The organism is Sphingobium sp. WR1 (assembly GCF_059693745.1).
The window spans coordinates 21,730-48,328 of sequence record NZ_JCATID010000022.1 but is presented as its reverse complement, the minus strand read 5'-3'; the positions used below and the strand labels follow the sequence as shown (position 1 = coordinate 48,328).

The 26,599-nt window shown below is 64.8% G+C and carries 23 protein-coding genes and 1 pseudogene; 8 read left to right on the top strand and 16 right to left on the bottom strand.

Annotated elements, in window-relative coordinates; translation table 11 throughout:
* Window positions 1-50 precede the first annotated feature (50 nt).
* Both AC58EF_RS21535 and AC58EF_RS21530 read left to right on the top strand, forming a co-directional pair.
* Window positions 51-1,301 (top strand): lipoprotein-releasing ABC transporter permease subunit, encoded by a 1,251-nt coding sequence (locus AC58EF_RS21535; protein WP_497278486.1) that lies wholly within the window; start codon window positions 51-53, stop codon window positions 1,299-1,301.
* Entirely contained in the window at window positions 1,294-1,971 is a 678-nt protein-coding gene (locus AC58EF_RS21530; RefSeq protein WP_497278485.1) for an ABC transporter ATP-binding protein, read from the top strand. The genes AC58EF_RS21535 and AC58EF_RS21530 overlap by 8 nt, the downstream gene beginning before the upstream one ends.
* Window positions 1,972-2,013: 42 nt before the next feature.
* On the opposite strand, the gene AC58EF_RS21525 is transcribed toward AC58EF_RS21530, so the two are convergent.
* Window positions 2,014-3,825 carry a diguanylate cyclase gene (locus tag AC58EF_RS21525; protein WP_497278484.1) on the bottom strand — a complete coding sequence of 604 codons (1,812 nt, stop codon included), beginning with the start codon at window positions 3,823-3,825 and terminating at the stop codon, window positions 2,014-2,016.
* 123 nt (window positions 3,826-3,948) lie between these two features.
* Between AC58EF_RS21525 and dnaE the strand changes: the two genes are divergently transcribed.
* Window positions 3,949-7,491 (top strand): DNA polymerase III subunit alpha, encoded by a 3,543-nt coding sequence (dnaE, locus tag AC58EF_RS21520; protein WP_497278483.1) that lies wholly within the window; start codon window positions 3,949-3,951, stop codon window positions 7,489-7,491.
* Window positions 7,492-7,617: 126 nt separating this feature from the next.
* On the opposite strand, the gene AC58EF_RS21515 is transcribed toward dnaE, so the two are convergent.
* The 3 genes from AC58EF_RS21515 to AC58EF_RS21505 all read right to left on the bottom strand — a co-directional run bounded on the left by AC58EF_RS21515 (window position 7,618) and on the right by AC58EF_RS21505 (window position 10,508).
* Window positions 7,618-8,022 carry a hypothetical protein gene (locus tag AC58EF_RS21515; protein WP_497278482.1) on the bottom strand — a complete coding sequence of 135 codons (405 nt, stop codon included), beginning with the start codon at window positions 8,020-8,022 and terminating at the stop codon, window positions 7,618-7,620.
* Between the two features lie 264 nt (window positions 8,023-8,286).
* Window positions 8,287-9,354, bottom strand: coding sequence for a PA0069 family radical SAM protein (locus AC58EF_RS21510; protein WP_497278481.1), 1,068 nt, complete (start codon window positions 9,352-9,354; stop codon window positions 8,287-8,289).
* A gap of 47 nt (window positions 9,355-9,401) precedes the next feature.
* Window positions 9,402-10,508 carry a 2OG-Fe(II) oxygenase gene (locus AC58EF_RS21505; protein ID WP_497278480.1) on the bottom strand — a complete coding sequence of 369 codons (1,107 nt, stop codon included), beginning with the start codon at window positions 10,506-10,508 and terminating at the stop codon, window positions 9,402-9,404.
* Window positions 10,509-10,602: 94 nt separating this feature from the next.
* Here AC58EF_RS21505 and rnr point away from each other — a divergent pair, with 94 nt between their 5' ends.
* Window positions 10,603-12,903, top strand: a complete 2,301-nt coding sequence (gene rnr, locus AC58EF_RS21500) for a ribonuclease R (RefSeq protein WP_497278479.1) — start codon at window positions 10,603-10,605, stop codon at window positions 12,901-12,903.
* A gap of 84 nt (window positions 12,904-12,987) precedes the next feature.
* Here rnr and AC58EF_RS21495 read toward each other — a convergent pair whose 3' ends face one another.
* Complete coding sequence (locus tag AC58EF_RS21495) at window positions 12,988-13,443, bottom strand: universal stress protein (RefSeq protein ID WP_497278478.1); 456 nt, start codon at window positions 13,441-13,443, stop codon at window positions 12,988-12,990.
* Window positions 13,444-13,629: 186 nt separating this feature from the next.
* Between AC58EF_RS21495 and AC58EF_RS21490 the strand changes: the two genes are divergently transcribed.
* From AC58EF_RS21490 to AC58EF_RS21475, 4 genes and pseudogenes are all read left to right on the top strand, one after another.
* Window positions 13,630-14,928: a pyruvate dehydrogenase complex dihydrolipoamide acetyltransferase gene (locus AC58EF_RS21490; RefSeq protein ID WP_497278477.1), complete on the top strand. Its 1,299-nt coding sequence runs from the start codon at window positions 13,630-13,632 to the stop codon at window positions 14,926-14,928.
* Window positions 14,928-15,326: an acyl-CoA thioesterase gene (locus AC58EF_RS21485; RefSeq protein ID WP_497278476.1), complete on the top strand. Its 399-nt coding sequence runs from the start codon at window positions 14,928-14,930 to the stop codon at window positions 15,324-15,326. The genes AC58EF_RS21490 and AC58EF_RS21485 overlap by 1 nt, the downstream gene beginning before the upstream one ends.
* Before the next feature lie 17 nt (window positions 15,327-15,343).
* Window positions 15,344-16,759: a dihydrolipoyl dehydrogenase gene (gene lpdA / locus AC58EF_RS21480; RefSeq protein ID WP_497278474.1), complete on the top strand. Its 1,416-nt coding sequence runs from the start codon at window positions 15,344-15,346 to the stop codon at window positions 16,757-16,759.
* Window positions 16,737-17,369: pseudogene (locus AC58EF_RS21475) on the top strand (phosphatase PAP2 family protein); the annotation flags it as partial. The gene lpdA and the pseudogene AC58EF_RS21475, both read left to right, overlap by 23 nt.
* Here the strand turns inward: AC58EF_RS21475 and AC58EF_RS21470 are convergent.
* The 11 genes from AC58EF_RS21470 to AC58EF_RS21420 all read right to left on the bottom strand — a co-directional run bounded on the left by AC58EF_RS21470 (window position 17,352) and on the right by AC58EF_RS21420 (window position 26,529).
* Entirely contained in the window at window positions 17,352-18,839 is a 1,488-nt protein-coding gene (locus tag AC58EF_RS21470; protein ID WP_497278558.1) for a DUF2142 domain-containing protein, read from the bottom strand. The pseudogene AC58EF_RS21475 and the gene AC58EF_RS21470 sit on opposite strands and share 18 nt — an antisense overlap.
* A 65-nt stretch (window positions 18,840-18,904) precedes the next feature.
* Window positions 18,905-19,846 carry a hemolysin family protein gene (locus AC58EF_RS21465; protein ID WP_497278473.1) on the bottom strand — a complete coding sequence of 314 codons (942 nt, stop codon included), beginning with the start codon at window positions 19,844-19,846 and terminating at the stop codon, window positions 18,905-18,907.
* A gap of 8 nt (window positions 19,847-19,854) precedes the next feature.
* Window positions 19,855-20,367, bottom strand: coding sequence for an rRNA maturation RNase YbeY (gene ybeY, locus AC58EF_RS21460; protein WP_497278471.1), 513 nt, complete (start codon window positions 20,365-20,367; stop codon window positions 19,855-19,857).
* Between the two features lie 88 nt (window positions 20,368-20,455).
* Window positions 20,456-21,460, bottom strand: a complete 1,005-nt coding sequence (locus AC58EF_RS21455; protein ID WP_497278469.1) for a PhoH family protein — start codon at window positions 21,458-21,460, stop codon at window positions 20,456-20,458.
* Window positions 21,461-21,561: 101 nt separating this feature from the next.
* Window positions 21,562-22,911: a tRNA (N6-isopentenyl adenosine(37)-C2)-methylthiotransferase MiaB gene (miaB, locus tag AC58EF_RS21450; protein WP_497278468.1), complete on the bottom strand. Its 1,350-nt coding sequence runs from the start codon at window positions 22,909-22,911 to the stop codon at window positions 21,562-21,564.
* A 9-nt stretch (window positions 22,912-22,920) separates the two neighbouring features.
* Window positions 22,921-23,679 carry a lysophospholipid acyltransferase family protein gene (locus AC58EF_RS21445; RefSeq protein ID WP_497278467.1) on the bottom strand — a complete coding sequence of 253 codons (759 nt, stop codon included), beginning with the start codon at window positions 23,677-23,679 and terminating at the stop codon, window positions 22,921-22,923.
* A 6-nt stretch (window positions 23,680-23,685) separates the two neighbouring features.
* A complete protein-coding gene (locus tag AC58EF_RS21440; protein WP_497278466.1) occupies window positions 23,686-24,108 on the bottom strand; it encodes a Fur family transcriptional regulator in 423 nt (140 codons plus the stop codon).
* Between the two features lie 122 nt (window positions 24,109-24,230).
* Window positions 24,231-24,653, bottom strand: coding sequence for a Ros/MucR family transcriptional regulator (locus AC58EF_RS21435; RefSeq protein ID WP_179045645.1), 423 nt, complete (start codon window positions 24,651-24,653; stop codon window positions 24,231-24,233).
* 113 nt (window positions 24,654-24,766) lie between these two features.
* Window positions 24,767-25,246, bottom strand: coding sequence for a GNAT family N-acetyltransferase (locus AC58EF_RS21430; protein ID WP_497278465.1), 480 nt, complete (start codon window positions 25,244-25,246; stop codon window positions 24,767-24,769).
* A complete protein-coding gene (gene tsaB, locus AC58EF_RS21425) occupies window positions 25,243-25,869 on the bottom strand; it encodes a tRNA (adenosine(37)-N6)-threonylcarbamoyltransferase complex dimerization subunit type 1 TsaB (RefSeq protein ID WP_497278557.1) in 627 nt (208 codons plus the stop codon). Before tsaB ends, AC58EF_RS21430 begins: the two co-directional genes overlap by 4 nt.
* Before the next feature lie 84 nt (window positions 25,870-25,953).
* Complete coding sequence (locus AC58EF_RS21420) at window positions 25,954-26,529, bottom strand: NifU family protein (protein WP_497278556.1); 576 nt, start codon at window positions 26,527-26,529, stop codon at window positions 25,954-25,956.
* Between the last annotated feature and the right edge of the window lie 70 nt (window positions 26,530-26,599).

Sequence of the window (26,599 nt, the reverse complement as noted above, 5' to 3'; positions counted from 1 at the left end):
GATCCCTAAGCCATCAGCCAGACCATTATTCGAAGGGCCGTTCGCGCCACATGATTCTCTCCCGTTACGAACGCATGATCGCCAAGCGCTACCTGTTGCCGGGCAAGGGGGAAGGCTTCATCTTCCTCGTCGCCGGCATCAGCCTGGTCGCGGTCATGCTGGGCGTCGCCGCGCTCATCATCGTCATGAGCGTGATGAACGGCTTTCGCGCCGAACTGTTCGACAAGATCGTTGGTCTGAACGGCCACGCCGTGGTGCAGGGCTATGGCGGGCGGCTGCCCGACTGGCAGTCGGTGCTGAAGGAGGCCAGGGCGACGCCGGGCGTCACCAGCGCGACGCCGATGATCGAGCAGCCGCTGCTGGGCAGTTTTCAGGGCCGTGTGGAAGCGGTGCTGGTGCGCGGCATGACCGTGCAGGACATTCGCAGCAACGCGACGCTGAAGGCGAAGGTCATTTCGGGCAACCTCAACGCGCTGACGCCCCACGGCAGCAAAATCGGCATCGGATCGCGGCTGGCGGAAAATCTTGGCATCCAGGTGGGTGACAGCCTGACCGTCATCAACCCGGCGGGCCGCGCCACGCCGTTCGGCACCGTGCCCCGCGAAGTGTCCTATCAGGTCGCCGCGATCTTCGAGGTCGGCATCTATGATTATGACAAGGCGTTCGTGGTCATGCCGATCGAGGATGCGCAGACGCTGCTGCTGCTGGGCGATGTGGTCGGCATGATCGAGGTGCAGACCGTCGACGCCGACCGGGTGGGGCAGATATTGGAGCCGCTGGCGGCCAAGGTGGCAGGGCGCGCGGCGGTGCAGGACTGGCGGCAGTTGAACTCGTCGCTGTTCGAGGCGCTGGCGGTCGAGCGGGTGGCCATGTTCGTCGTCCTGTCGATCATCGTGCTGGTCGCGGTGTTCAACATCCTGTCCTCGCTGATCATGCTGGTGCGCGCGAAGACGCGCGACATCGCGATCCTGCGAACCATGGGGGCGAGCCGCGTGGGGCTGGTGAAGATCTTCATGACGGTGGGCGTCACCATCGGCACGCTGGGCATGGTGGCGGGGATGGCGCTGGGCTTCACCTTCCTTTTCTTCCGCCAGAGCGTGGTGAACTTCATCCAGTTCTTGACCGGGCAGAATCTCTGGGACCCCTCGATCCGCTTCCTGACCGAACTGCCTTCGCAACCCGATCCGGTGGAGATCACCGTCATCTGCGTCATGGCGTTGCTGTTCAGCTTTCTGGCGACCCTCTATCCGGCCTTCAAGGCCGCCAATACCGATCCCGTGCAGGTGCTGCGTTATGAATGATGTGTTGAAGGTCGGTCGCCTGACCCGCAGCTTCACCCAGGGCGGGGTGACGATCGACGTGCTGCGCGGCATCGACCTGTCGGTCGGGCCGGGCGAGATCGTCGCGCTGCTGGGGCCGTCCGGGTCGGGCAAGTCGACGCTGCTCCAGGCGGTGGGCCTACTGGAGGGCGGGTTCGACGGATCGATCCGCATCGACGGCGAGGAGGCGGCGAAGCTGGACAATGACGGGCGCACCCGGTTGCGGCGCGATGCGCTGGGCTTCGTCTACCAGTTCCACCATCTGCTGCCCGATTTCAACGCGACCGAGAATGTCATCCTGCCGCAGGTGATCCGTGACGTGGACATGGCGACGGCGCGCGCGCGCGCGGAATCGCTGCTGACGTCGCTTGGGCTGGGGCATCGGCTGGACCATCGGCCGAGCCAGCTGTCGGGCGGCGAGCAGCAGCGCGTGGCGGTCGCCCGCGCGCTGGCGAACCGGCCGGCGCTGGTGCTGGCGGACGAACCGACCGGCAATCTGGACGAGCGGACCGCCGATGTGGTGCTGGCCGAATTCCTGCGGCTGGTGCGGGGCGAAGGCTCCGCTGCGCTGGTCGCCACCCATAATGAGCGGCTGGCCGAGAAGATGGACCGGGTGGTCCGCCTGCACGAGGGCGTGCTGGAAGGCGGTTAGGCCAGGATGAGGTAAACCACCTCAAACCATAGTCATCTCGCTTTACGCCGCTACCGATGTCCCGTCCCGGACGGTCGCGACCAATATGCGGTCGCGGCCCTCGGTCTTCGCGCGCAGCAGCGCGGCGTCGGCGGTCTGGAGCAGACGGTCGGCCCGGCCATGTTCCGGGAAGGTGGCAAGGCCGAAACTGGCGGTGATCGTGCCCAGTTCCTTGCCGCGATGCTCGATCCGCAGATCCTGGATGCGCCGCTGGATCTGCATCGCGCGTCCAAGCGCCTGGTCGAGGCTGAAGCCCGGCATCAGCACGACGAACTCCTCCCCGCCCAGGCGGAAGGCATGGCCGTTTTCGCGCAGGGATTCGGCCAGCACCGTTCCCACCGCGCGCAGCACGGCGTCTCCGGCATCATGACCGAAATTGTCGTTGAACCGCTTGAAATGATCGATGTCGACCATCAGGCAGGTGAGCGGCGTGGCGTTGCGTTCGGCGTCGTTCACCAAGGTCTGGAGCATGATGTCGAACTGACGGCGGTTGGGCAGACCGGTCAATGCGTCGGCCATCGCCATGTCGCGCAGCACGTCGCGCAGGCGTAGATTGGCGAGCGCGAGGCCGATATTTTCGGCGAGCATTTCCAGATATTTGCCGGTCCGATCCAGATCGTCGGCGCGCGCATTCGTCGGCTCCTCATAATAGAGCATACCGATGCTTTCACCCTGCGCGGCAAGCGGGATGCAGATGGTGCTGACGGGACGGCCGGTCGTTTCCAGATGCTCGCAGGGAATATCGACCATTTCGCCGATCGGCCGATGGGTCTGGCCCCGGCGCAGCGCCCAGCAGGCGGAGGCCGGAAACTCGGTGCGCGAATAGGCGGGGGAGAGCCAGTCGCAGGCCTGGACCATGACGTTGCGGTGATTGTCGTGGATATAGAGGCGGCCGGGGAAGGTGGGCGCGATTTCGGGCGCGAAGCGGCGGACGACCTCGACCAGGTCGGCGGTGTTGTCACAGCCCTGAAGGCGCTGGGTCAGGCGCGACAGCAGATCGCGCATTGTCCGGTCGGCGTCGCGCTCCTGCTCCAGCCTTTGCCGTTCCAGGCCATTTTCGCGAAAGATGCGGATGGCCTGCGCCATGTCGCCGATCTCGTCGACCTGGTTGGATTCCGGCGGAATGGCGTCATAATCCTGTGCGGCGAGGCGCGTCACAACGTCGCTGAGGCGGACGACCGGCCGCAGGATGCGCTGCTTCAACACGAAATAAAGGACGCACAGGAACAGCAACGCGGTCACGGCCAGCATGATTTCCGACATGGTCCGCCATTGCCGGGCCGTGTCGGTCGCGCGCGTCACCGCATGGTCTGTGCGCTGGTCGAGCATATATTGGAACTTGCCGACCTGGGCCGCGACGCGATCCAGCTCGCGGCCATATTCATCACCGAACAGGATCGTGCGGCCGGTTCTGTCGTCACCAGACTGGGAAGCGCGAATCGCGGCTTCCTGTTCGTCTGAAAGGGCGTCGGCCCAGTGCAGCGCCTGTCGCAAGGCGTCAAGTTCCCCTGTGCTTGCACCGGCATCGCGCAGATGCGCGATACGGCTTTCCACAGAACGCAGCGCATCCTTTTCACGCCGATAAGCGATGACATGGCTGGGATCGCCGGTGATGACGAAGCCGCGCGCCTGCTCCGTAAGGCGGTAGACGTCGCCCTCCAGCGTGGCGGTGAGCTGGTCGAAGGTCGCGCGCTGCGCCACGGCGGCGCGTTCGCGCTCCTCCGCGCCCGACGCCAGCAACATGGTCGCGCCCGAGGCGAGGGTAAGGGCGACGGTGGCTCCATAGGCCCAGTTGGTGATCGTGGACAGACGCATGATCGAGCGGACGATAGAGGCGATTGGTTGGCAATCTCTTAAGGGTCGAACCGAAGCGGTTTACCCACAGATTTCGTCGCCTGGGGGGTGGGCCGAATCGGTCGCGATGCCTAGATTGGCCGAATGCCTCATGCCGCCTTCGTTCCGCTTCGTGTTTTTTCCTCCTTCACCATGCTCGAAGGGGCGATCGATCCCAAGATGATCGCCAAGCAGGCCAGGGCGCTGGGCTTTCCCGCAGCCGCGATCACGGATCGCAACGGGTTATACGGCTCGATGGCCTTTTCCGACGCCTGCAAGGGCGAGGGCGTGCAGCCGGTCATCGGCGCGATGCTGGGCCTGTTGCGGCCCGACCGGCCCGCCAATGCCGCGCCGGTGCATGACTGGCTGGCGCTCTATGCGCAGGATGAGGCGGGTTACGACAATATCTGCGCGCTGGTGTCGATGGCGCATCTCGACCGGCCGGTCGAGGAAGTGCCGCACGTCACCTTCGACATGCTGGAAAGGCGAACCGATGGCGTCATCGCGCTGACGGCGGGCGGGGAGGGGGCGCTGGCGCGGCTCTTTGCCGAGGACCAGCCGGACGCGGCGATCGCCTATGTCGAGCGGCTGGAGGCGCTGTTTCCGGGGCGGCTTTATGTCGAAATCTGCCGACGGCTCGATCCGGTCGAGGGCAAGGCGGAGCCGCAATTGCTCGACCTCGCCTATGATCGCGACCTGCCGCTGGTGGCGACCAATCCGACCTGCTTTGCCGAACCGCATTTCCATGAGGCGCATGACGTGATGCTGTGCATCGCCGACGGCGCCTATGTCGAGACGCACGATCGCCGCACCAGCTCGCCCGACGCCTGGATGAAGCCGGTGGGCGAAATGAAGCGGCTGTTCGAGGATCTGCCCGAGGCGCTGGCCAATACGCTGGTGGTCGCCCAGCGTTGCGCCGTGGCCGCGCCCAAGCGCAAGCCGATTCTGCCCAGCCTCGCCGGCGATATCGAGGGCGAGGCCGCGATGCTGCGCGATCAGGCGACGGCGGGGCTGGAGGCGCGGCTCGCCAAGGCCGGGATCGTCGGGGAGGAGGCGCGTCAGCCCTATTTCGACCGGCTGAAGTTCGAGACGGACATCATCATCCAGATGGGCTTTCCCGGCTATTTCCTGATCGTGGCCGACTTCATCAAATGGGCGAAGGAGCAGGATATTCCCGTGGGGCCGGGCCGCGGCTCCGGCGCGGGGTCGGTCGTCGCCTGGGCGCTGACCATCACCGATCTCGATCCATTGCAGCTGGGCCTGCTGTTCGAACGCTTCCTGAACCCGGAACGCGTGTCGATGCCCGACTTCGACATCGATTTTTGCGAAACCCGGCGTGGCGAGGTGATCCGCTACGTCCAGCAGAAATATGGGGCGGACCATGTGGCGCAGATCATCACCTTCGGTAAGCTGAAGGCGCGCGCGGTGCTCAAGGATACCGGCCGCGTGCTCCAGATGAGCTATGGCCAGGTCGATCGGCTTGCCAAGCTGGTGCCCAACCATCCGACCGATCCCTGGACGCTGGAACGGTCGCTCAATGGAGTCAGTGAGTTCCGGGCCGAATATGACAATGACAATCAGGTCCGTCGGCTGATCGACTATGCGATGAAGCTGGAGGGATTCCCGCGCCACAGTTCCACCCACGCGGCGGGTGTGGTGATCGGCGATCGGCCGCTGTCGCAGCTTGTCCCGCTCTACCGCGATCCGCGATCGGACATGCCGGTGACGCAGTTCGACATGAAATATGTCGAGGGCGCGGGCCTGGTGAAGTTCGACTTCCTTGGCCTGAAAACGCTGTCGGTGTTGCAGAAAGCGGTGCAACTGCTGGCCGCGCGCGGCGTGACGGTCGATCTCGATACGCTCGCCTGGGACGATCCGGCGGTTTACGAACTGCTCCAGCGCGGCGACACGGTGGGCGTGTTCCAGCTGGAATCGGAAGGGATGCGCAAGACGCTGGCCGCCGTGCGCCCGACCAATTTCGGGGACATCATCGCGCTGGTGTCGCTCTATCGCCCCGGCCCGATGGACAATATCCCGATGTTCGGTCGTCGCAAGAACGGGCAGGAAGATATTGAATATCCGCATATTCTTCTGAAACCGATCCTCGAAGAAACCTATGGCATCTTCGTCTATCAGGAACAGGTGATGCAGGCCGCGCAGATTTTGGCGGGCTATTCTCTCGGCGATGCCGACCTTCTGCGCCGCGCCATGGGCAAGAAGGTGAAGGCGGAGATGGACGCGCAGCGATCGCGCTTCGTCGACGGTTGCGCCGCCAGCGACATCAAGCCGGCCAAGGCGAACGAACTGTTCGACTTGATCGACAAGTTCGCGGGCTATGGCTTTAATAAATCACATGCGGCCGCCTATGCGCTGCTCGCCTATCAGACGGCATGGCTGAAGGCCCATTATCCGGCGGAATTCTATGCCGGGTCGATGGCGTTCGATATCCATCTGACCGAAAAGCTGACCGTCTTCGTCGACGATATGCGGCGGATGGGGCTGACCTGCCTGGCGCCGGACATCAACCGGAGCCTGGCCGACTTCACCGTCGAGGCGGTGCCCCATGAAGGCGCGGACAAGAGGCTGGGCTTTGCCGTGCGCTATGCGCTGGGCGGCCTGAAGGGCGTGGGCGAGAAGGCGATGGAGCAACTGGTCGCCGAGCGCGAGGCGGCCGGGCCGTTCAAGTCGCTCGACGATTTCGCCGACCGGATCGAGCCGCGGCTGCTCAACCGGCGGCAGTTGGAAAGCCTGGCCGCGGCGGGTGCGTTCGACGGGGTTCATGCCGATCGGGCGGGGGTCCATGCGGCGGCGGAAACGATCCTGTCGGTCGCGTCGAGCAACGCCGAAGCGCGCGAAAGCGGGCAGGGCGGCTTGTTCGGCGATGTCGAGACGCCCCATGCCGATGTGCGCGTGCCCCCACATCAGGCCTGGACGGTGGCGGACCGCATGGCGCAGGAGAAGGAGGCGTTCGGCTTCTATTTCTCGGCCCATCCGGTCGACCGCTACAAGCATCTGGCCGATGCGCGGGGCGCGCGCAGCTATGGCACGATCTGCCAGGCGCCGATGGGGACGCCGAACGCCGAAGGGCGCGTCATGACGATCATGGCGGCGATGGTGGAGGATGTGCGCTGGCGCGAAACCAAGCGCGGCGCGCGCTACGCCAACGCGACCTTTTCCGACCAGAGCGGGCAGTTCCAGGCGAGTTGCTTCGACGAGGACGCCTGCAAGGCGATCGAGCTGTTGGCGGCGGACGGCGATTGCGCGCTGCTGATCGTGGAACTGGACCGGCTGCCGGGCGAGGAAACGCCGCGCGTCACCGTGCGCGGGGTCGAGCCGTTCCGCCAGATCGCCAGCGCGTCGCGGATGGAATTGACGGTGAATGTGGAGACGCCGCAGGCGGTCGAGGCGCTGGCGGCTTTGCTGGCGGGCGCGGATGGCGGGCGCAGCGAGGTGTTCCTGCGCGCGCCGGTGGGCGACGGGCAGGCGGCACGGGTGTTTCTGGGCGACCGCTACAGCCTGGGCGCGGACCAGGTGGATGCGATCGCAACGATCGCGGGTCTGTCGATCCATCGGTTCGAGCGGATGGACGTGAAGGCCGATGGTTACAAGACGCGGACGCGGCGGTCGGGGATGCGGTTGGTGGGGTGATGAAAACTCCTGACGGCTTTCGACCATTGTCGGTCAATAAGCCAGATTATCCTCATCCTTGAAACCGGCCATTCATTCAGGTGGCCCGTTGGACGCTGAACGACGAAATCTGGTGGGAAGCCGCCTCTATCGCAAGCCGAGATAAAATGCGGCCAATCCGGCCAATATGACGACCACAGCCATGCAGCCCGACTTGAACTTGGCCGTTGCGACGCGCTGACGCTTTGTCCAGAAAGCTTCGGTTGAAGCAACCAGCGTAGGAAGATCGGCGCCCCGTGGAACCACCTCCCCAACTTGATGTAATGAGCGTCGAAGAAGCTCACGCAGGCTATCTGGGTCCGCTGGCTGGCCGAGAGCACGAATTACGACGCTTTCGCCCTCTGTCTCGATTGAAAAGAGTTCACCCGCTGGGCCAAAGGCTCGTGTGTAGACGCCATTATCAACATCGATCGCTTCAAGATGCTGTTCAGCCATCTCGACGGAAGAAAAAACAAGGAGTGGCTCGTCGGCCTCGATGAACAGGGTCGTCATATCGGCAACCTGTCAACTAAGCTGAATGTCAGCAAGTGTGCGATTGTTGCCGAACGATTTTTGCCGCGCAGCGTTAACTATCACCGGCCATTTCTCCAAAACCGGACTATCCACTTCCCACCCCTTACTCGTCATTCCCGCGAAGGCGGGAACCCATCTCCTGACCTTGCGTCCAGCACGGCGGTGGGGAGATGAATCCCCGCCTGCGCGGGGATGACGGAGTGGGTGGAACCGGCGCAAGTTGCCCATTCGCTGCCGCATCGTTCAAAACAACCGCATCTGCGCGCCTTCGGGCGGGCGGAACAGGTCGGAGCGCAGCACCAGCCGCTCTCCGCCGAGGCCATCGCGGCGGCGCGCCCTGACGAAGCGAGCGCGGATCAGGTCGGCCCAGACGCCCCGGCCCTTCATCCGGCTGCCGAAATCGGGGTCATTGTCCCGGCCTCCGTGCAGATCGCGGATCATCGCCATGACCTTGCCCGCGCGGTCGGGATAATGTTCGTCCAGCCAGGCGCGGAAAAGAGGAGCGACCTCGTGCGGCAGGCGGACGAGGATATAGTTGACGTCGCGCGCACCCGCGGCGGCGATGCAGGCGACGACGCTTTCAATCTCATGATCGTTGATGGCGGGGATGATCGGGGACATATTCGCCGAAACGGGGATTCCAGCTTTGGCCAGCCGCGCGATCGCGGCGACGCGGCGGTCGGGATGCGGGGCGCGCGGCTCCAGCGTTCGGGCGATCTTCGGATCGAGCGACGTCACCGAAATCATCACCGCCACCAGATTGTCGCGCGCCAGGTCGGCGAGCAGGTCGATGTCGCGCAGGATGCGGTCGGACTTGGTGGTGATGAAGGTGGGATGGCGGGTTTCGACCAGCACCTCCAGCACCTGCCGCGTGATCCGCCAGTCCTTTTCGATCGGTTGATAGGGATCGGTGTTGGTGCCCATGGCGATCGGGCTGGCGACATGGCCCTTCTTCATCAGTTCAGCGCGCAACAGTCGGGCCGCGTCCGGCTTGGCGAAGAGCCGGGTTTCGAAATCCAGCCCCGGCGACAGGTCGTGATAGGCATGGCTGGGGCGCGCAAAGCAATAGATGCAGCCATGCTCGCACCCCCGATAGGCGTTGATCGACTGGCTGAAGGCGATGTCGGGGGAATTGTTGCGGGTGATGATGGTGCGGGGATGTTCGACCGTGACCTCGGTGCGGAGGCGGGGGGCTTCTCCGTCGATCGCCTCCGCCGCGTCGAGCCAGTCGCCGTCGGCCTGTCGATCGGGCATGTTGAAGCGTCGGCTCTCGCCGTTCAGCGTCGCACCTCTGCCCTTGTGCACGGTCATGGCGCGAATATGGAACAAATGAGGAACATTGGCAAGAGGCGGTGTCCCTAGACAGCGCGCTCCTCTAACCCCGATCGATAACCACCGATATCGGTCGCGAGGAAGCCGACATTCTGCTCGCGCACTCGGGCTGCGGCATCGTCATAGAAGAAGGGCAGGAAGGCGTAACGGCGGCCGCTGATCACGGGCAGGGCTTCATGCAGCAGCGAGCAGGAGAAGATCAGCGCGCCACCGGTGGGCGCCCGATAGCTGCGGGCGCCATATTCGGGGAAGCGCAATTCGCCGCCCTCATAGTCCTCGGCATTGAGGTTGATGGTGCAGGCGAAGCGGCGATGGGCGGTGCCCTTGGTCGTGTTGTCGCGATGCGGCCGGAAATAGCCGCCCCCCTCGGCGTCATAGCAAGCGACAAGGAAGCGTTCGACCCGCGTGACGTCGAACTGGAAGGCGCGCCGGATCATCGGGCGCAGCGTCTGTCCCATGCGGCCCTTGAGCTGGTCGATCAGGGCCTGATCCTCGATGACATGATCCTGCCGTTTCTTGTGCGTATGATCGAGTTTGAGGACGGTGATGCCATCCTCCTCCCGCATGAAGCCGGAATCCTCCCCGCCGCTCCGTTCGTGCAGCGCGATCAGGTGCCGGCACAGGGCGGGCGGGAAAATGTCCGGCACGATGAGGATGGGCGCGTCGGTGTCGGGAAGAAGGGGCGGGCGGTTGCGCAGCATGGCGATCAGCGCTTCGCCCTGCGCAAGGGGCGCGATTTGGCGGACGCGCATCATCGGGTCGATCAGCAGCCAGTGGGAATGATATTGGCGCTGCCCATCCTGCTGGCGGAGCGCGCCGAACAGGGTCGAGATCGCCCCGTCATAGTCGAGAAACCAGCGAACTCCCGGCAGGCTGGGGGCGATCCGCCCCTGCGCGGCGTCCTGCGGGTCGGTCGTCACGCCGAAGAAGCAGGCGCGATCGTCGTCGAACATATCCCGATGGCGGGCCAGCAGGTCGAGCGCCTCCTGGCTGCTCGGCGCCGACCCGCTGCCTATCATCAGCAGGATGATCCAGCGGCCGCCCACGCTGCTGAAGGCGTAGTTGGGATTACCGTCCAATGCGGCGCCATGGAACCATGGCGCCGCCTCTCCAGGCGTGAGCAGGCGCGTCATGGCGGCAGATTGCGTCGGGCGGGGCGGACCCGCAAGGGGCTTCGCCGGCGAATAATGGCTACCACTGGCGGGATGGCGTCCCTATACCCTGTCCATGGCATCGACCCAGAAACAGAAAAATTCCGCCAAGGTCCGGCCCGCCGGCTTTCCCACCCGCGATCAGGTCATGGCATTCATCGCCGAGTCCGACACGCCCGCCGGCAAGCGGGAGATCGCCAAGGCGTTCGGCCTAAAAGGGCAGGAGAAGATCGCGCTCAAGGCGCTGCTCAAGGATATGGCGGACGAGGGGCTGGTCGACATCGGGCCGGCGCGGGCCTTCCACAAGATGGGCGGCGTGCCCAAGGTGACGGTGCTGCGGATCGTCGATGTCGACGACACGACGCTGATCGCGACGCCCGAGCGCTGGGAGGCGGAGGGCCAACCCGCGCCGCGGCTGCGTGTGGTGGAGCGGGGGAAGAGGGGGGCGCTGACGATCGGCGACCGCATTCTCGCCCGCACCGAGGAGGCTGGGCGCGGCTGGGTCGCGCATGTGATGAAGAAGCTCGCCAAGGCCAGCGAGGAACTGCTGGGCGTGGTCGAGGAAATGGCCGACGGCAAGCTGTGGCTGCGCCCGGTCGACAAGCGCATCCGTAAGGATACGCCGATCAGCGATGCCGGCACCGCCAAGCCGGGCGACCTGGTGCTGGCCGAGCCGCATGGGCGGCCGCCGCGCATTTCGGCGCGGGTCACGGACATTCTTGGCGATCCCTTCGCGCCGCGCAGCTTCAGCCTGATCGCCATCCACAAGCATGGCATCCCCCATGTTTTTCCCGAGCGGGTGGAGGAGGAAGCGGTGAAGGCGTCCGCCCTGCCGCTGCATGAGGAGAAGCGCGAGGATCTGCGCCACCTGCCGATCGTGGCGATCGATCCGGTCGATGCGCGCGACCATGACGATGCGGTCTGGGCCGCGCCGGACGAGGATGCGGCCAATCCGGGCGGCTACAAAGCGATCGTCGCCATCGCCGACGTCAGCTATTATGTCCGCCCCGGCAGCGCGCTCGATAAGGAAGCGAGGAAGCGCGGCAATAGCGTCTATTTCCCCGACCTGGTCGTGCCGATGCTGCCGCATCAGCTGTCGTCCGACATATGCTCGCTGCGCGCGGGGCAGGACCGGGCGGCCATGGCCTGCCACCTCACCATCAACGCGCAGGGCAAGGTGACGGCGTGGCGCTTCACGCGTGCGGTGATCCGGGTCGCGGCGGTGCTGGCCTATGAGGATGCGCAGGCGGCGATCGACGGCGAGAAGGATCATGAATTGCTGGAGCCGGCGCTCAAGCCGCTCTGGGCCTGCTGGGCGCTGTTGCAAAAGGCGCGCAAGGCGCGCGATCCGCTGGCGCTGGACCTGCCGGAGCGGCGGGTGGTGCTGGATGAGTTCGGCAAGATCGTCAGCGTGGCGGTGCGGGATCGGCTCGATGCGCATATGCTGATCGAGGATTATATGATTGCGGCCAATGTCGCGGCGGCCAAGGCGCTTGAAGCCAAGAAGGCGCCGGTCATGTATCGCGTCCACGAACCGCCGAGCCGCGACAAGCTGGTGTCCCTGAAGGAATATCTGGCGACCTTCGACATCAGCTTTGCGTTGGGGCAGGTGGTGAAGCCGTCGACCTTCAACCAGTTGATCGCGAGGATCGGTGAAGCGGAGGAAAAGCCGCAGATCATGGAACAGATCCTGCGCAGCCAGACCCAGGCCTATTACAGCCCGCAGAATATGGGGCATTTCGGACTGGCATTGGGCAGCTATGCGCATTTCACCTCGCCCATTCGTCGCTATTCGGACCTGCTGGTGCATCGCGCGCTGGTGGGCGCCCATGGGCTGGAACTGCCCGCGCCCAAGGGTAGCGACATTCCCGATCGCTCCTCGCTCAGCCAGGAGGATTATGAGAATATGGGCCGGGTCGGCGAGATGATCTCCGGCCATGAGCGGCGCGCCATGGAGGCGGAGCGCGAGACGATCGACCGCTATGTCGCGGCCTATCTGGCGGCCCATGTTGGCGAACTGGTCAATGCGCGGATTACCGGGGTGCAGAATTTCGGCTTCTTCGCGACGGTCGAGGGGCTGGGCGGCGACGGGCTGGTGCCGGTGTCGACGCTGGGCGCGGAACGTTTCTTCTTTGACGAGGCGGGCAAGGCGCTGGAGGGCGTGGAGAGCGGCGATCGCTATACGGTCGGGCAGAGGCTGGAGCTACGGCTGGCGGAGGCGGACCCGATCAACGGCTCGCTCCGCTTCGAATTGCCCGATGCGCCCGCGCCGCGGGGCGGGCCGGTGAAGCGCGACCGCACGCGGCCGGGGATCAAGCGCGGGCGTCCGGCCAATATCCGGCATATCGGGTCGAGGCGGGGGAAGCATAAGCGGTAAGGATAGACAGCCGTCATTGCGAGCGTAGCGAAGCAATCCATCGGAGCGCCAGTGGATTGCTTCGCTACGCTCGCAATGACGAACTCAACTCAGCCGGTCGATCGCGTCGGCATCCAGGCCGCCGGGGATGATCATGATCGGGCAGGGCAGCTTGCCCGCGTCCGCGCCGGTGAAGTGGGAAACGAGCTTGCCGGGATTGCCGCTGGCGGCCGCGCCCAGCACCAGGGCGGCGACATCGTCCATTTCCTCCAGCGTCTTGCGCACCACCGCCACGGCTTCGCCCTGGCGCACGGTGATGCCGGGACGGATGCCTGATTCGTCGGTCAGCGTGCCGGCCGCGCTGGTGACGAGAGCCTCGGCGCGTTGCAGCGCTTCATCCTCCATCGTTGCCTGCACCCCGCCCCACTGGACGAACTCGGCCGGCGGGATCAACGCCAGAATGCGGACCGCGCCCCCGGTCTTGGCGGCGCGGCGCGCGGCGAAGCGCAGCGCGGTTTCGGCCTCCGGCGATTCGTCTACGACAACCAGATATGTCCGCACTTCTTATCGTCCCCGCATTGAACTTATGGCGTTGACGGTCGGGAAAATGACCCCAACGAACCAGTGCGGTGAAATGTGGGGTATAAATCCGTCTTCCGCAAGCGGTCGCTTGACCGATCCGGCGAATGGGTGGAAACGAAGCACCAAATGGCGCGCGCCGCATAATCAAGAAGAGGCCCCGAACGCATGAGCAAGACGATCCAGATGCCCGCTTTGTCCCCGACCATGGAAGAGGGGACGCTGGCCAAGTGGCTGGTCAAGGAAGGCGACACGGTGTCGTCGGGCGATCTGCTGGCGGAAATCGAGACCGACAAGGCGACGATGGAATTCGAGGCAGTGGATGAGGGCGTCGTCGCCAAGATCCTGGTCGCCGAAGGGGCCGAAGGAGTAAAGGTCGGCACCGTCATCGCCATCATCGCCGAAGAGGGCGAGGATGTTTCGGCCGCTGCTGCCGGCGGCGCCAAGGCGGAGGCCGCGCCGAAGGCTGACCCCGTCCCGGCCAAGGCGGAAGCCGCCGCACCCGCGCCGAAGGCCGATGCGGTTCCGGCCAAGGCGGCCGCCCCTGCCGCTTCGGATGGTCGCGTGAAGGCCAGCCCGCTGGCGCGCCGCCTGGCGCAGGCCAAGGGTGTGGACCTGTCGGCCGTGACCGGTTCCGGTCCCAATGGCCGTATCGTGAAAGCCGATCTTGAAGGCGCGTCGCCGACGGCCAAGGCCGCCGCGCCTGCCGCCGCTGCCTCTACCCCGGCGCCCGCTGCCGCCCCTGCACCGGTCGCCGCCGCAGCGCAGGATTTCGGCATCCCGCACGAAGTCGTCAAGCTCAGCGGTATGCGCAAGACGATCGCGCGCCGCCTGACCGAATCCAAGCAGCAGGTGCCGCACATCTACCTGACGGTGGACGTTCAGCTCGACAAGCTGCTCAAGCTGCGTGGCGAACTGAATGCGGGTCTTGCCGGTCGCAACGTCAAGCTGTCGGTCAATGACCTGCTGATCAAGGCGCTGGGCGTGGCGCTGATCCAGGTGCCCGAATGCAATGTGCAATTTGCCGGCGACCAGATGCTCCAGTTCAAGCGCGCCGATATCAGCGTGGCCGTGTCGATCCCCGGCGGCCTGATCACCCCGATCGTGACCGAAGCGGACAGCAAGGGCGTAGCCGCCATCTCGACCGCGATGAAGGATCTGGCGAGCCGCGCCAAGGACGGCAAGCTGAAGCCGGAAGAATATCAGGGCGGCACCGCCTCGCTGTCCAACATGGGCATGTTCGGCATCAAGCAGTTCGAAGCCGTCATCAACCCGCCGCAGGGCATGATCATGGCGATCGGCGCGGGCGACAAGCGGCCCTATGTGGTCGATGACAGCCTCCAGATCGCGACCGTCATGTCGGCCACCGGCAGCTTCGACCATCGCGCGATCGACGGCGCCGATGGCGCCCGCCTGATGAAGGCCTTCAAGGAGCTGGTCGAAAACCCGATCGGTATGCTGGCCTGATGACCGTCATCGACGAGGAGCCGCCGGCCGAAAGTCCGGCGGTGCGCGTCATCGCCATGCCGGCCGACACCAATCCCTATGGGGATATTTTCGGTGGCTGGTTGATGAGCCTGATGGACTCGGCGGCCGGCTCGGTTGCCGCCCGGCACGGCCATGGCCGCGCCGTGACGATCGCGGTGGAGGGCATGACGTTCCTCCGCCCGGTCGTGGTGGGCGATGAAGTTTCGGTGTTCGCAACGCTCAAATCCGTCGGGCGCACGTCGATGAAGATCGACGTGGAAGCATGGCGCCGCGCGCGCCATGACGACCGCAGCTATCGCGTCACCCGCGCGACCTTCACTTTCGTGGCGATCGGAGAGGATCGCCAGCCCCGTTCCGTGCCGCCGCTGGCGGAATAAGACTAGAGAGACTGATCATGGCTGAGAATTACGACGTCATCGTTCTGGGCTCCGGCCCCGGCGGCTATGTCGCCGCGATCCGCGCCGCCCAGCTGGGCCTGAAGACCGCGATCGTCGAGCGTGAAAATCTGGGCGGCATCTGTTTGAACTGGGGCTGCATCCCGACCAAGGCGCTGCTGCGGTCGGCCGAAATCTTCCATTATATGCAACACGCCAAGGATTATGGCCTGGCGGCCGAGAAGATCAGCGCCGATATCGAGGCGGTGGTGAAGCGTTCGCGCGGCGTCGCCAAGCAGTTGAATCAGGGCGTCACGCATCTGATGAAGAAGAACAAGATCAGCGTCCATATGGGGGACGGCAAGCTGGTCGCGAAAGGCAAGATGACCGTCACCAAGGACGGCAAGACCGAAGAACTGACAGCCAAGCACATCATCATCGCCACCGGCGCCCGCGCGCGCGACCTGCCGAACCTGAAGGCCGACGGCAAGCGGGTCTGGACCTATCGCCACGCGATGACCCCGCCGGAAATGCCGACCAAGCTGCTGGTCGTCGGATCGGGCGCGATCGGCATCGAATTCGCCAGCTTCTACAACGATATGGGCGCGGATGTGACCGTGGTCGAGATGATGGACCGGATCGTGCCGGTAGAGGATGCGGATGTCTCCGCCTTCCTCGAAAAGGCCGTCAAGAAGCAGGGCATGACCGTCATGACCGGCGCGAAGATCGAGAAGATCGCCACCGGCGACAAGGGCGTGACCGCCACGATCAAGGGCAAGGACGGCAAGGATGTCACGGCCGAATATAGCCATGTCATCGTTGCCATCGGCATCGTCCCCAATGTCGAGAATCTGGGGCTGGAGGATGTCGGCATCGAGCCAGACCAGCGTTTCCACATCAAGACCGACGCCTATGGCCGCACCAATGTCGAGGGCATGTGGGCGATCGGCGATGTCACCGCGCCGCCATGGCTGGCGCACAAGGCGAGCCATGAGGGCGTCATCGTCGCCGAGACGATCGCGCAGGCGCTGGGCAACAAGGATGTCCATCCCCATGCCATGGACGTGCGCAATATTCCGGGCTGCACCTATTGCCACCCGCAGATCGCGTCGGTGGGCCTGACCGAGGCCAAGGCGAAGGAAGCCGGTTATGAGGTGAAGGTCGGCATGTTCCCGTTCATCGGCAATGGCAAGGCGATCGCGCTGGGCGAAGCGGAAGGCTTCACCAAGACCGTGTTCGACGCCAAGACCGGCGAATTGCTGGGCGCGCACATGATCGGCGCGGAAGTGACCGAGATGATCCAGGGCTATACCATCGGCAAGACGCTGGAGACGACCGAAGCGGAACTGATGCACACCGTCTTCCCGCATCCGACCATTTCGGAATCGATGCACGAAAGCGTGCTCGCCGCTTATGGGCGCGCGCTTCATATCTGATCGGCGACTATCGCTGGCGAAGGGCGCGGGGGCTTTGGTTCTCGCGCTTTTTTGCGTCCTGTGCATCGCGCTGATGCAGCGGGCGGGATGGCTGGATGGGCTGAATGTCGGGCTGATGGAAATGGCCGGACGGGCGCGGGAGAGCGCGATCGGCCAGCATGTCACAGTGGCGATGCGGCTGGCCTCCGCGATCGGCGGGACGGCGGGCAGACTGGCCTTGCTGGCTCTGGTGCTGGGGCCGTTGCTGTGGGCGGGGCATCGACGTGGCGCGCTCTGGTTGGCGGTGGTCGTGGCTGGCGGCACCGTCCTTAACCTTTTGCTGAAACAGATATTCGCGGCTCCGCGCCCCGACTTGCTGCCGCATCTGGATATCGTCCACACCTACAGCTTTCCGAGCGGCCATGCGGCGGGGAACATGATGTTCTTCGGCGCATGGGCGATGCTGGCCGGCCGGCGCGGCGGTTATTGGGCCGCGGCTGCCCTGATCGCGCTGATCGGCATCAGCCGTATATGGCTGGGCGTGCATTGGCCCAGCGACGTCACCGCTGGCTGGGTCGAGGGGCTGGGTTGGCTTGCTTTCTGCCGTCTCTGGCTACCAGCGCGGGGAGGGGAGCAACAGGGCACGGACGATGCTACCGTGCGGCGGCATACCGTCGCTGGTGACGAAGCCATGGACCCAGAAACTGTCGAACACGCTCGCAGCGGCGATCAGCAATAGCGGGACTGCCGCGATCGCGAAGAGGCGAGGAGCGCCGCGAACGGGCCGATCCGGCGACAGCGCCAGCAGCGCCAGCGGCAGTATGGGCAGGAAATAGCGGCCCTGCGTCCCCTGGATATAGTCGGCGCCCAGCGGCGTGCCGGTCAGATACATGGCGGTTTCGATCAGCAGGGCAACGCCCGCCGCGACCGCCAGCCACCAGAGGCGCTGGACCATGCCAAAGCGCGCGCCAGCCCCGCTCGCGACGCCCGCGCCCAGCATCAGCAGGGCGAGAGGATAGGCCAGCAGCGGCAGCAGGATCGCGTTCCAGCCGAAGCGGCCGACAATCTGCAAAATATAGACGGGCGCGCGCTCCGTGACGCTGCTGGCGAGAATGAGGGCATAGGCGGCCGGATCGGCCATGATGACGGCGAGCTGATCGCGCAGCGGTGCCGTCATCATCGTCTCGCCGGTCTTGCGCGACTGGATATGGTAGAGCGCCTGGCTACCGCCTGAAACATGCATCCAGCCGACGAAGGCGATCGCGCCGAGCAGCATGGCGCCGAGGATCAGTCCCGGCCGGAGGTCGCGGCGATGCTGCCGCCAACGCAGCCCGGCCGCCATCAGCGGCAGATAGACACCCTTGCAGAGCGCCAGCAAAGGTCCGGTGACGAGCAGCGCGGTCGAGCGGGCGGGGGCCATGCCCATGAAACCCGCCCGCAGCGCCAGCGCGAGGCCGAGAAAGCCCAGGCCATTGATGAGCGCGTCGGGCGACAATGATCCGGTCTGATAGGCGAAGGTCGGCAGCAGCGCCGTGGCCAGCATGGCGTTGCGGCCGAAAGGCAGCAGGCGCAGCGCGGCGATCAGCAGGGCAAGGCCAGTGAGCGCATTGATCAGCCGCCCGGTATAGAAGGCCTCGATCCGGGGCAGGCCCAGCGCCTGCCCGAGCATCAGTCCGACCGCGCCCGGCGCATAGAGGCTGGGGGCATAGCTGGCGACATTGGGGAAATCGGCGAAGGCGCTTCCTGTGCGGCCGGCGTCGGCGGTCGCGCTCTCCGCCAGTCGCGCGCGATCGAACCGGCGGAGCGTGGGGGGCACGTCCGTCGGAAAATCGACGGCGTGGATATCGAGCGCGGCGCGCGGCAATTCCGCGCCGACCGCCTCGCCTCGCTGCTCGGTCAGGACGCGTCCCTGCGTAAGCGAGAGCGCCTTCATATAATGCTGATTCTCGTCGGGCGCCTGGAATGGCGGGGTGGCGACGGCGAAGAACAAGGTGGCGGCGCAGATGGCGGCGAGCAGCAGCTTTTCGATCGCACTCCATGGGGCCGCGAACAGCATGTCCGTGCTGCCGTGGCGGTGCATTGATCGTCGTTCGTTTCGCATCGCCATGCGTCTAGATGCGACGGCTTAATATTTCGCGTCCATGTCGATGAATTGCGACGGACCGCTTATTCCTCCACTTCCTCCCGCTCCGCCGGCGGATGCAGCCGCAGGCGGGTGACGCGGCGGCCGTCGCTGGCGATGATCTCCAGCTTCCAGCCGCTTTCCTCATGCGCAAGGATTTCGCCCGGCTCCGGCACGCGGCCGGCGAGGACGAAGGCAAGGCCGCCCAGCGTGTCGACATCTTCCTCGACATCGCCCAGCCTGGGGTCGATTTCCTCGCCGACATCGTCGAGTTCGGCGCGGGCGTCGGCGTCCCACAGGCCGCCGTCGAGCGGCACCAGCATCGCCTCGGGTGCGTCGTCATGCTCATCCTCGACCTCGCCGACAATTTCCTCGACCAGATCCTCGAAGGTCAGCAGGCCCTCGGTGCCCGAATATTCGTCCAGCACGATGGCCAGATGGGTGCGCTTGGCGCGCATTTCGGCCAGAAGGTCAAGCGCCCCCATGCTTTCGGGGACATAGAGCGGCTGGCGGATCAGCGATTCGAGCGTGTCGGGCACCGGCGCCTTGCCCGCGAGGATCGTGAAGGCGTCGCGGATATGGATCATGCCGACAATGGTATCGAGATTCTCGCGATAGACCGGGATGCGGCTATGGCCCGCTTCCGCGAACAGGTCAGCGAGATCGGCAAAGCTCGCCTTCTCCTCGATCGCGATGATGTCAGAACGGGGAACCGCCACATCATCGACCGTATGTTCGGAAAAATGAAGCAGGTTGCGCACCATCTGACGCTCGATCGCCGACAGGTCGCCCTTGGCTGGGGAAGCGCCGTTCTGGTCCAGTTCCTCTTCGTCATATTCGTCGAGGGCTTCCTCCAACTCCTTGCGCAGGCTGGTTTCCTCACCCTCGCCGAACAGGAGCGACTTGATACCGCTCCATAAGCCGCCCTCGCTGCTACTGTCCGCTTCTTTCGAAGAGGTGCTGTCCTTCGGGCTGCCTTCAGCCATAACGCTCTTTATTCCCCTGTTATTCGGTCCCCATAGGGATCGGAAAGACCCATGCTGGCGAGCGCCGCAATCTCCAGCGCTTCCATTGCTTCGGCCTCATTCTCATCCATATGGTCATAACCAAGCAAATGAAAAGTCCCATGGACGATCAGATGCGTGGCATGATCGGCCACCGATATGCCCTTTTCCGCGGCTTCGGCGGCGCAGACGCCCTCCGCCAGCACGATATCGCCCAGCAGCACCTCGCCATCGTCGGTATTGGCGGTCACTTCCAGCAGATCATCCTGCACCATCGGAAAGGACAGGACGTTGGTCGGCCTGTCCTTGTCGCGATAGGCGCGGTTGAGGGCGTGCACCTCCTCGTCGGAAGTCAGTTTGACCGCTACCTCGTAAAGCGCCTGGTCGGTCGCGAAGGCGGCATAGGGGCTGTGCGCGATGGCGGTGCTGACGGCGCGCTGGGCGAGCAATTCCCAGTCGATGTCGAGCCAGCCTTCTTCATGGAGGACGGCGACTTCAATCATTCAACATTCTTTCCGCTCGGTTCGAGCCTGTCGAGAGCCGGTTATGCGCGATGCTTCTCGACAAGCTCGAAGCGAACGGCTGTTGTTCCTAGGCATCCGGCCCCTCATAGGCCTGGACGATACGGCCGACGACCGGATGGCGAACGACATCGCCGATGCCGAAGGGCACCATGGCGATACCTTCCACGCCGTCGAGGCGCGCAACCGCATCGGCGAGGCCGGAAATGCCCGGTTGCGGCAGGTCGACCTGCTTGGGGTCGCCGCAGATCACCATGCGGCTGCCTTCGCCGAAGCGGGTCAGGAACATCTTCATCTGGGCGATGGTGGTGTTCTGGGCTTCGTCCAGCACGATGAAGGCGTTCGCCAGAGTGCGGCCGCGCATGAAGGCGATCGGCGCAATCTCGATCTCTCCGCTCGCGATGCGCCGTTCGACCTGTTCGGCCGGCAGTGTGTCGTAGAGCGCGTCGTAGATCGGGCGGAGATAGGGATCGACCTTCTCCTTCATGTCACCGGGCAGGAAGCCCAGCCGCTCGCCCGCTTCCACGGCGGGGCGGGAAAGGATCAGGCGATCGACGCTGCCGGTGATGAGCTGGCTCACCGCCTGCGCGACGGCGAGATAGGTCTTGCCGGTGCCCGCCGGACCGAGGGCGAAGATGATATCGTTGCGCGTCAGCGCTTCCATGTAAGTGACCTGTGTCGCGGAGCGCGGCACGATGGTCTTCTTGCGCGTGCGGATCATCACCTTGGGCGGTTCGGCGACGTCATGGCGGATGATGCCGTCCAGCGTCGGTTCGGACGACATGGCGATCACCGCCTCGACCGCGCCGGCGTCGATTTCCTGCCCGGCGACGATGCGGTTGTAGAGGCCGGTCATTACGTCGCGCGCGCGCGCGGCGGCTTCGGCCTCGCCCTCGATCTGGAGCTTGTTGCCGCGCGCGGCGATGTAGACGCCGAGCCGGTTTTCGATCGCGACCAGATTCTGGTCATATTGGCCGAACAGGGCGCCCAGCAAATGAGGGCGATCGAAGGTGACTTCGAGCCGCGCGCGCTCGGCGGTTTCGGTGCGATGATTCTGGTTGGGTTTTTTGGACATTCAGCAGCCTCCCTTGCTCGTCATTCCCCTCAGTCGACCCGTTCGCGGCCAGTATCGGGAGAGTTGGGTTCCCGCGGATGCGGGATTGACGAGGCTTTGGATCAAGCGGCCTTCCTCCTGCTGCATTCGCCGGCCAGGCTGTTCGGGCCGGCGCTGATGATATCGACTTCGACCATGTCGCCGATGGCCAGGTCCGGCGCGGTCACGACGACCGACTGGAGCCAGGGCGACTTGCCGATGAGCTGGCCGGGATAGCGGCCCTTGCGCTCCAGAAGAATGTCGGTTGTGCGGCCGACGGTGGCGCTGTTGAATTCCACCTGATGGTGGTTGATCAGCGCCTGGAGCCGGGCGAGCCGATCGTCCATCACCGCGGCCGGGATCTGCTGATCCATGTCGGCGGCCGGCGTGCCGGGGCGGGGGCTATATTTGAAGCTGTAGCATTGGGCGTAACGCACCTGCTCCACGATTTTCAGCGTATCCTCGAACTCTTCATCCGTCTCGCCGGGGAAGCCGACGATGAAGTCGCCCGACAGGGCGATGTCCGGCCGCGCCTCGCGCACGCGCTCGATGATGCGCAGATAGCTTTCCGCGCTATGGCTGCGGTTCATGGCCTTGAGGATGCGGTTGTTGCCCGACTGCACCGGCAGATGGAGGAAGGGCATCAGCTTGGGTTCTTCGCCATGGGCGGCGATCAGGCCGTCGCTCATGTCGTTGGGATGGCTGGTGGTGTAGCGGATGCGCTTGAGGTCCGAAATCTTCGCCAGTTCGCGGGCAAGGCCGTCCATGCCCTGCTTGCGGCCTCTGTCATCCTCGCCGGTCCAGGCGTTGACATTCTGGCCGAGCAGGGTGATCTCGCGCACGCCGCCGTCGACCAGCGCCCTGGCTTCGTGCAGGATCGCGCTCCACGAACGGCTGATTTCCGCGCCGCGCGTATAGGGCACCACGCAATAAGTGCAGAATTTGTCGCAGCCTTCCATGATCGTCAGGAAGGCGGTGGGCCGCGCTTGTTTGGTGCGGGCGGGCAAGGCGCCGAATTTCGACGCGAGCGGCATGTCGGTGTCGACGGCCTCCTCGCCGCGACCGGCTCTGTCGATCAGGTCGGGCAGGCGATGATAGGCCTGCGGCCCGACCACGATGTCGACATTGCGGGCGCGGCGCTGGATCTCGCCGCCTTCGGCCTGCGCGACGCAGCCGGCGACAGCGATCATCGGGCGGGTGCCGTCTTCGCGGGTCAGGCGGCCAATGTCGGAATAGACCTTGTCCACCGCCTTTTCGCGGATGTGGCAGGTGTTGAGAATGACGAGGTCGGCGTCCGTCCCATCCGCAGCGGCGGTCATGCCCTGCGTGCCCAGCATCTCGGCCATACGCTCGCCATCATAGACGTTCATCTGGCAGCCGAAGGATTTGACGTGGAATGTCGCTGGAGTCTTTTGGGCGTCGTTACGATTCATGTGGTCCGTCTATACAGGCGGCAAGGCCGGAGAGGAAGGGCGCTGATGGGCCGCGATGCTTCGGCCGATCCGATCCTGCGCCAGGGCGGCGATGGCCTTGCGATCGGCGCAAGCTGCGGGATCGAATGGTTCCAGAAAGCGCAACGTCACAGGCAGCGGTCCCTTGCGGCCGAGGACGCGCATGGCGTTGGCGCCGGCGGGTTCGTCGCCATGCCAGGCGATGGCAGCCGCCTCCGCGCCATAGTCGATATGGACCGGCTGGATCATCACCGCGCGCGGCGGCGGGAGCAGGACTGCGAGCAGCGAAGGCTTGAAGGGCAGCAAAGTACTGCCGTCGCTGGTCGTGCCTTCGGGAAAAAGCGCGACGGGCTGATGACCGAGCAGGGCTGTGCGCAGCGCGTCCAGTTGGCCCGATAGCGCGCCGCGCCGCTCGCGGGACACGAACAGTGTATTGTTCTGGGCGGCGAGCCAGCCGATCACCGGCCAGCGGGCGACACCGTCATGCGAGACGAAGGCCGCGCCGGTCGCACCGCCCAGCGCCAATATATCGATCCAGCTCAGATGATTGGCGAGCAGGACCATGTCGCCATGATAGGGGCGCCCCTCGATCCGCACCTTCGCGCCCACCGATCGGGCCGCGAGCGCGAGGAACCGAGGCGGCCATGGAGACGGCTGGCGAAACAGGCGCCAGATCAGATGGGGGATGAGGCAGAGCAGTAGGCTGCCGGCCAGCGCCCCGATCCGCATCAGGCGACGGACGCTGGCCAAGACGGGTCAGTTCTTGCGGTCGAGCGCGACGCCATACAGTTCCATGCGATGGTCGACCAGGCGGAAGCCCAGCTTTTCGGCGATCTGCTTCTGAAGCTGCTCCAGTTCCGGGTCCACGAACTCAATGACGTTGCCGGTTTCGACATCGATCAGATGGTCGTGATGCGATTCCGGCGCGGCTTCGTAACGGGCGCGGCCGTCGCCGAAATCATGGCGCTCCAGGATGCCGGCTTCCTCGAACAGGCGCACGGTGCGATAGACGGTGGCGATGGAAATGCCGGGGTCGATGGCGGCGGCGCGCCTGTGCAGTTCCTCGACATCGGGGTGATCGCTGGCGTCGCTCAGCACCTGGGCGATGACGCGGCGCTGTTCGGTGATGCGCAGCCCCTTTTCGTGGCAGAGGGCTTCAACGTCGATTTTGCGGTTCATGCAGGCTCGCTTGGTTGCGTTTGCGAAAAGTCGGACAAAGCCTAGCGGCTTTTGCCCCAACAGGAAAGGGGCGCGTCGGCGACGCGCCCCTTCTGTCAAAGGCTGTCAGTCAGCGTGGTCGCTTATTTGCCGCGAGTCCGGCGGCGCTTGGTGCCAAGGCCGATCTTCTTGGCCAGGCTGCGGCGCTGTTCGGCATAATTGGGGGCGACCATCGGATAGTCGGCCGGCAGGCCCCACTTGGCGCGATAATCTTCCGGCGTCATCTGATAATGGGTCATCAGGTGGCGCTTCAGCATCTTCAGCTTCTTGCCGTCTTCAAGGCAGATGATGTAATCCGGCTTGATCGAGGAGCGGACCGAAACGGCGGGCTCCGGCTTCACTTCGGGAGCGACGACCGGCTGGTTCAGCGCCGACAGGGCGGCATGAACATTCTGAATCAGCGAAGAAACGTCCGAAACAGCGACGCTGTTATTGGACACATGCGCGGCGACAATATCCGACGTCAAAGTAATGAGCAGTTCGCTCTGAGCCGATTCGGTTTCCATTTTCCTGTTTCCTACAAAGGCTATATTGTGTTGCGACCCGCCCGAGGAATTTATTTCAGGAGCGGTATGGCTTCGCTAAACCCTGCTGTTTCATTTCGCAAGACCTGATTATGTCATATTCGCATATCGATGCGAAAACTCAGCGCGTCATACAGTTGTCCATCTTTACCACGATAATAACCAGGGCGCCGATGAACATATTCGAACCCGGTTTTCTCATATAATCGAACGGCGTTGTTGGTCGCGCGTACTTCCAGGTTCATCGATGTGATCCCCTTGCGACGCGCTGTGATCAGGCTGTCGCGCAACAGCGTCTCGCCAACGCCGCGTCCGCGCCAGAGCGGGGCGACCGCCAACAGCAATAATTCGCATTCGTCCAGGACCGACCGGACCAGCGCGAAGCCGAGCGGAGTCGCATCCACATGCGCGATCGTCAGCCAGGTGCCCGGCATCATCATCACGCCGGCCAGCTGGGGCAGGGTCCAGGCCTCGCCATAGGCCGGGTCGAACGCCGCGACCATGACGTCCATGGCGTCGGACATGGCGTTGCGATCCGCCTCTTCGTAAATGTCGAGGGCCAGGCCGGAAATCATGACGCCGCGCGCTCCGCCATGGTCCTGGCATCCGCGCCGCGGCCATAGATCGGCGTCGGCGGCAGGGGCGGCAGGCCGGCGATCAGCGGATAGCGGCTTGCGTCGGGATAAAGGCTGATCGCCGCACCGGCGCCGCGCACGGTCACGAGCGCTTCCGCGCCAGTGCCGAATATCGTGTCCGCATCAATCTGTTCGGCCAATGCGGCGATCGGTATCGAGGTGATTTCATTGGTGGCGGTCAGGCCGCCGTTGGTGAAACTCTGCCAGAAAAGTTCGCCATGGCCCCCGGTGATGGTCACGATCAGCGGATCGTCGTCATGCGTCTGCGCTGCGCAGGCCGCGATCAGCGAGGGCGCGCTATAGCCGTGAAGCGGGATATTCCAGGCAAGCGCCAGCGCGCGGGCGGCGGCGATGCCGATGCGGACGCCGGTAAAGCTGCCGGGGCCGACATCCACCGCGATCGCGTCCGCGCGACCGCCGTCCGGCAGGGCGGCGATGGCGGGCAGCAGGGCTTCGGCATGGCCGCGTCCGACAATCTCATGAAATCGGCCAATCGGCGCGCCGTCTTCCAGCAGCGCCACGGACAGGGCCTGTGTCGCAGTGTCGATCACCAGCAGGCGCAAAAAAGACTCCCTCAAGCGGCCGCACTGTGCGGATTCGCCTAGCGGTTAGTCGATCCGGCCGGTTTTGCCAAATCGCCCGATGAGTCAGACCGCGCGCACTTCGGTGACTTCGGGCACATAATGTTTGAGCAGCTGCTCGATACCGTTCTTGAGCGTCGCAGTGGAGGATGGACAGCCCGAGCAGGCGCCCTGCATCTTGAGATAGACAGTGCCCTTGTCGAAGCCGCGATAGATGATGTCGCCGCCGTCATTGGCGACCGCGGGGCGGACGCGGGTGTCGATGAGGTCGCGGATCTGTTCGACGATCTCGGCATCCTCCGGGTCGTCGGCAAAGCCCTCTTCGTCGGCCGGCACGCTGATGTCGGCGGCTGTGCCGGGCGCGAAGAGCGGCATGTTGGCGGAGAAATGCTCCAGCAACGTGGCGAGGATGTCGGGCTTCACATCCGACCATTCCGCGCCGGGCGCGATCGTGACCGATATGAAGTCGCTGCCGAAAAAGACGCCGGTGACGTCGCCCAGGCCGAACAGCGCGTTGGCGAGCGGGGAGACTTCGGCTTCCTCGGGCGTGGCGAAATCGCGCGTGCCCGCCCCCATGACCTCGCGGCCGGGAAGGAATTTGACGGTCGCCGGATTGGGCGTCAGTTCGGTTTCGATCAGCATGGCGCTCATGTGGCGATTGGCGCGGCCAAGATCAAGCGCTTCTGGAACTTCGCTGGACGCCGGCCATTGA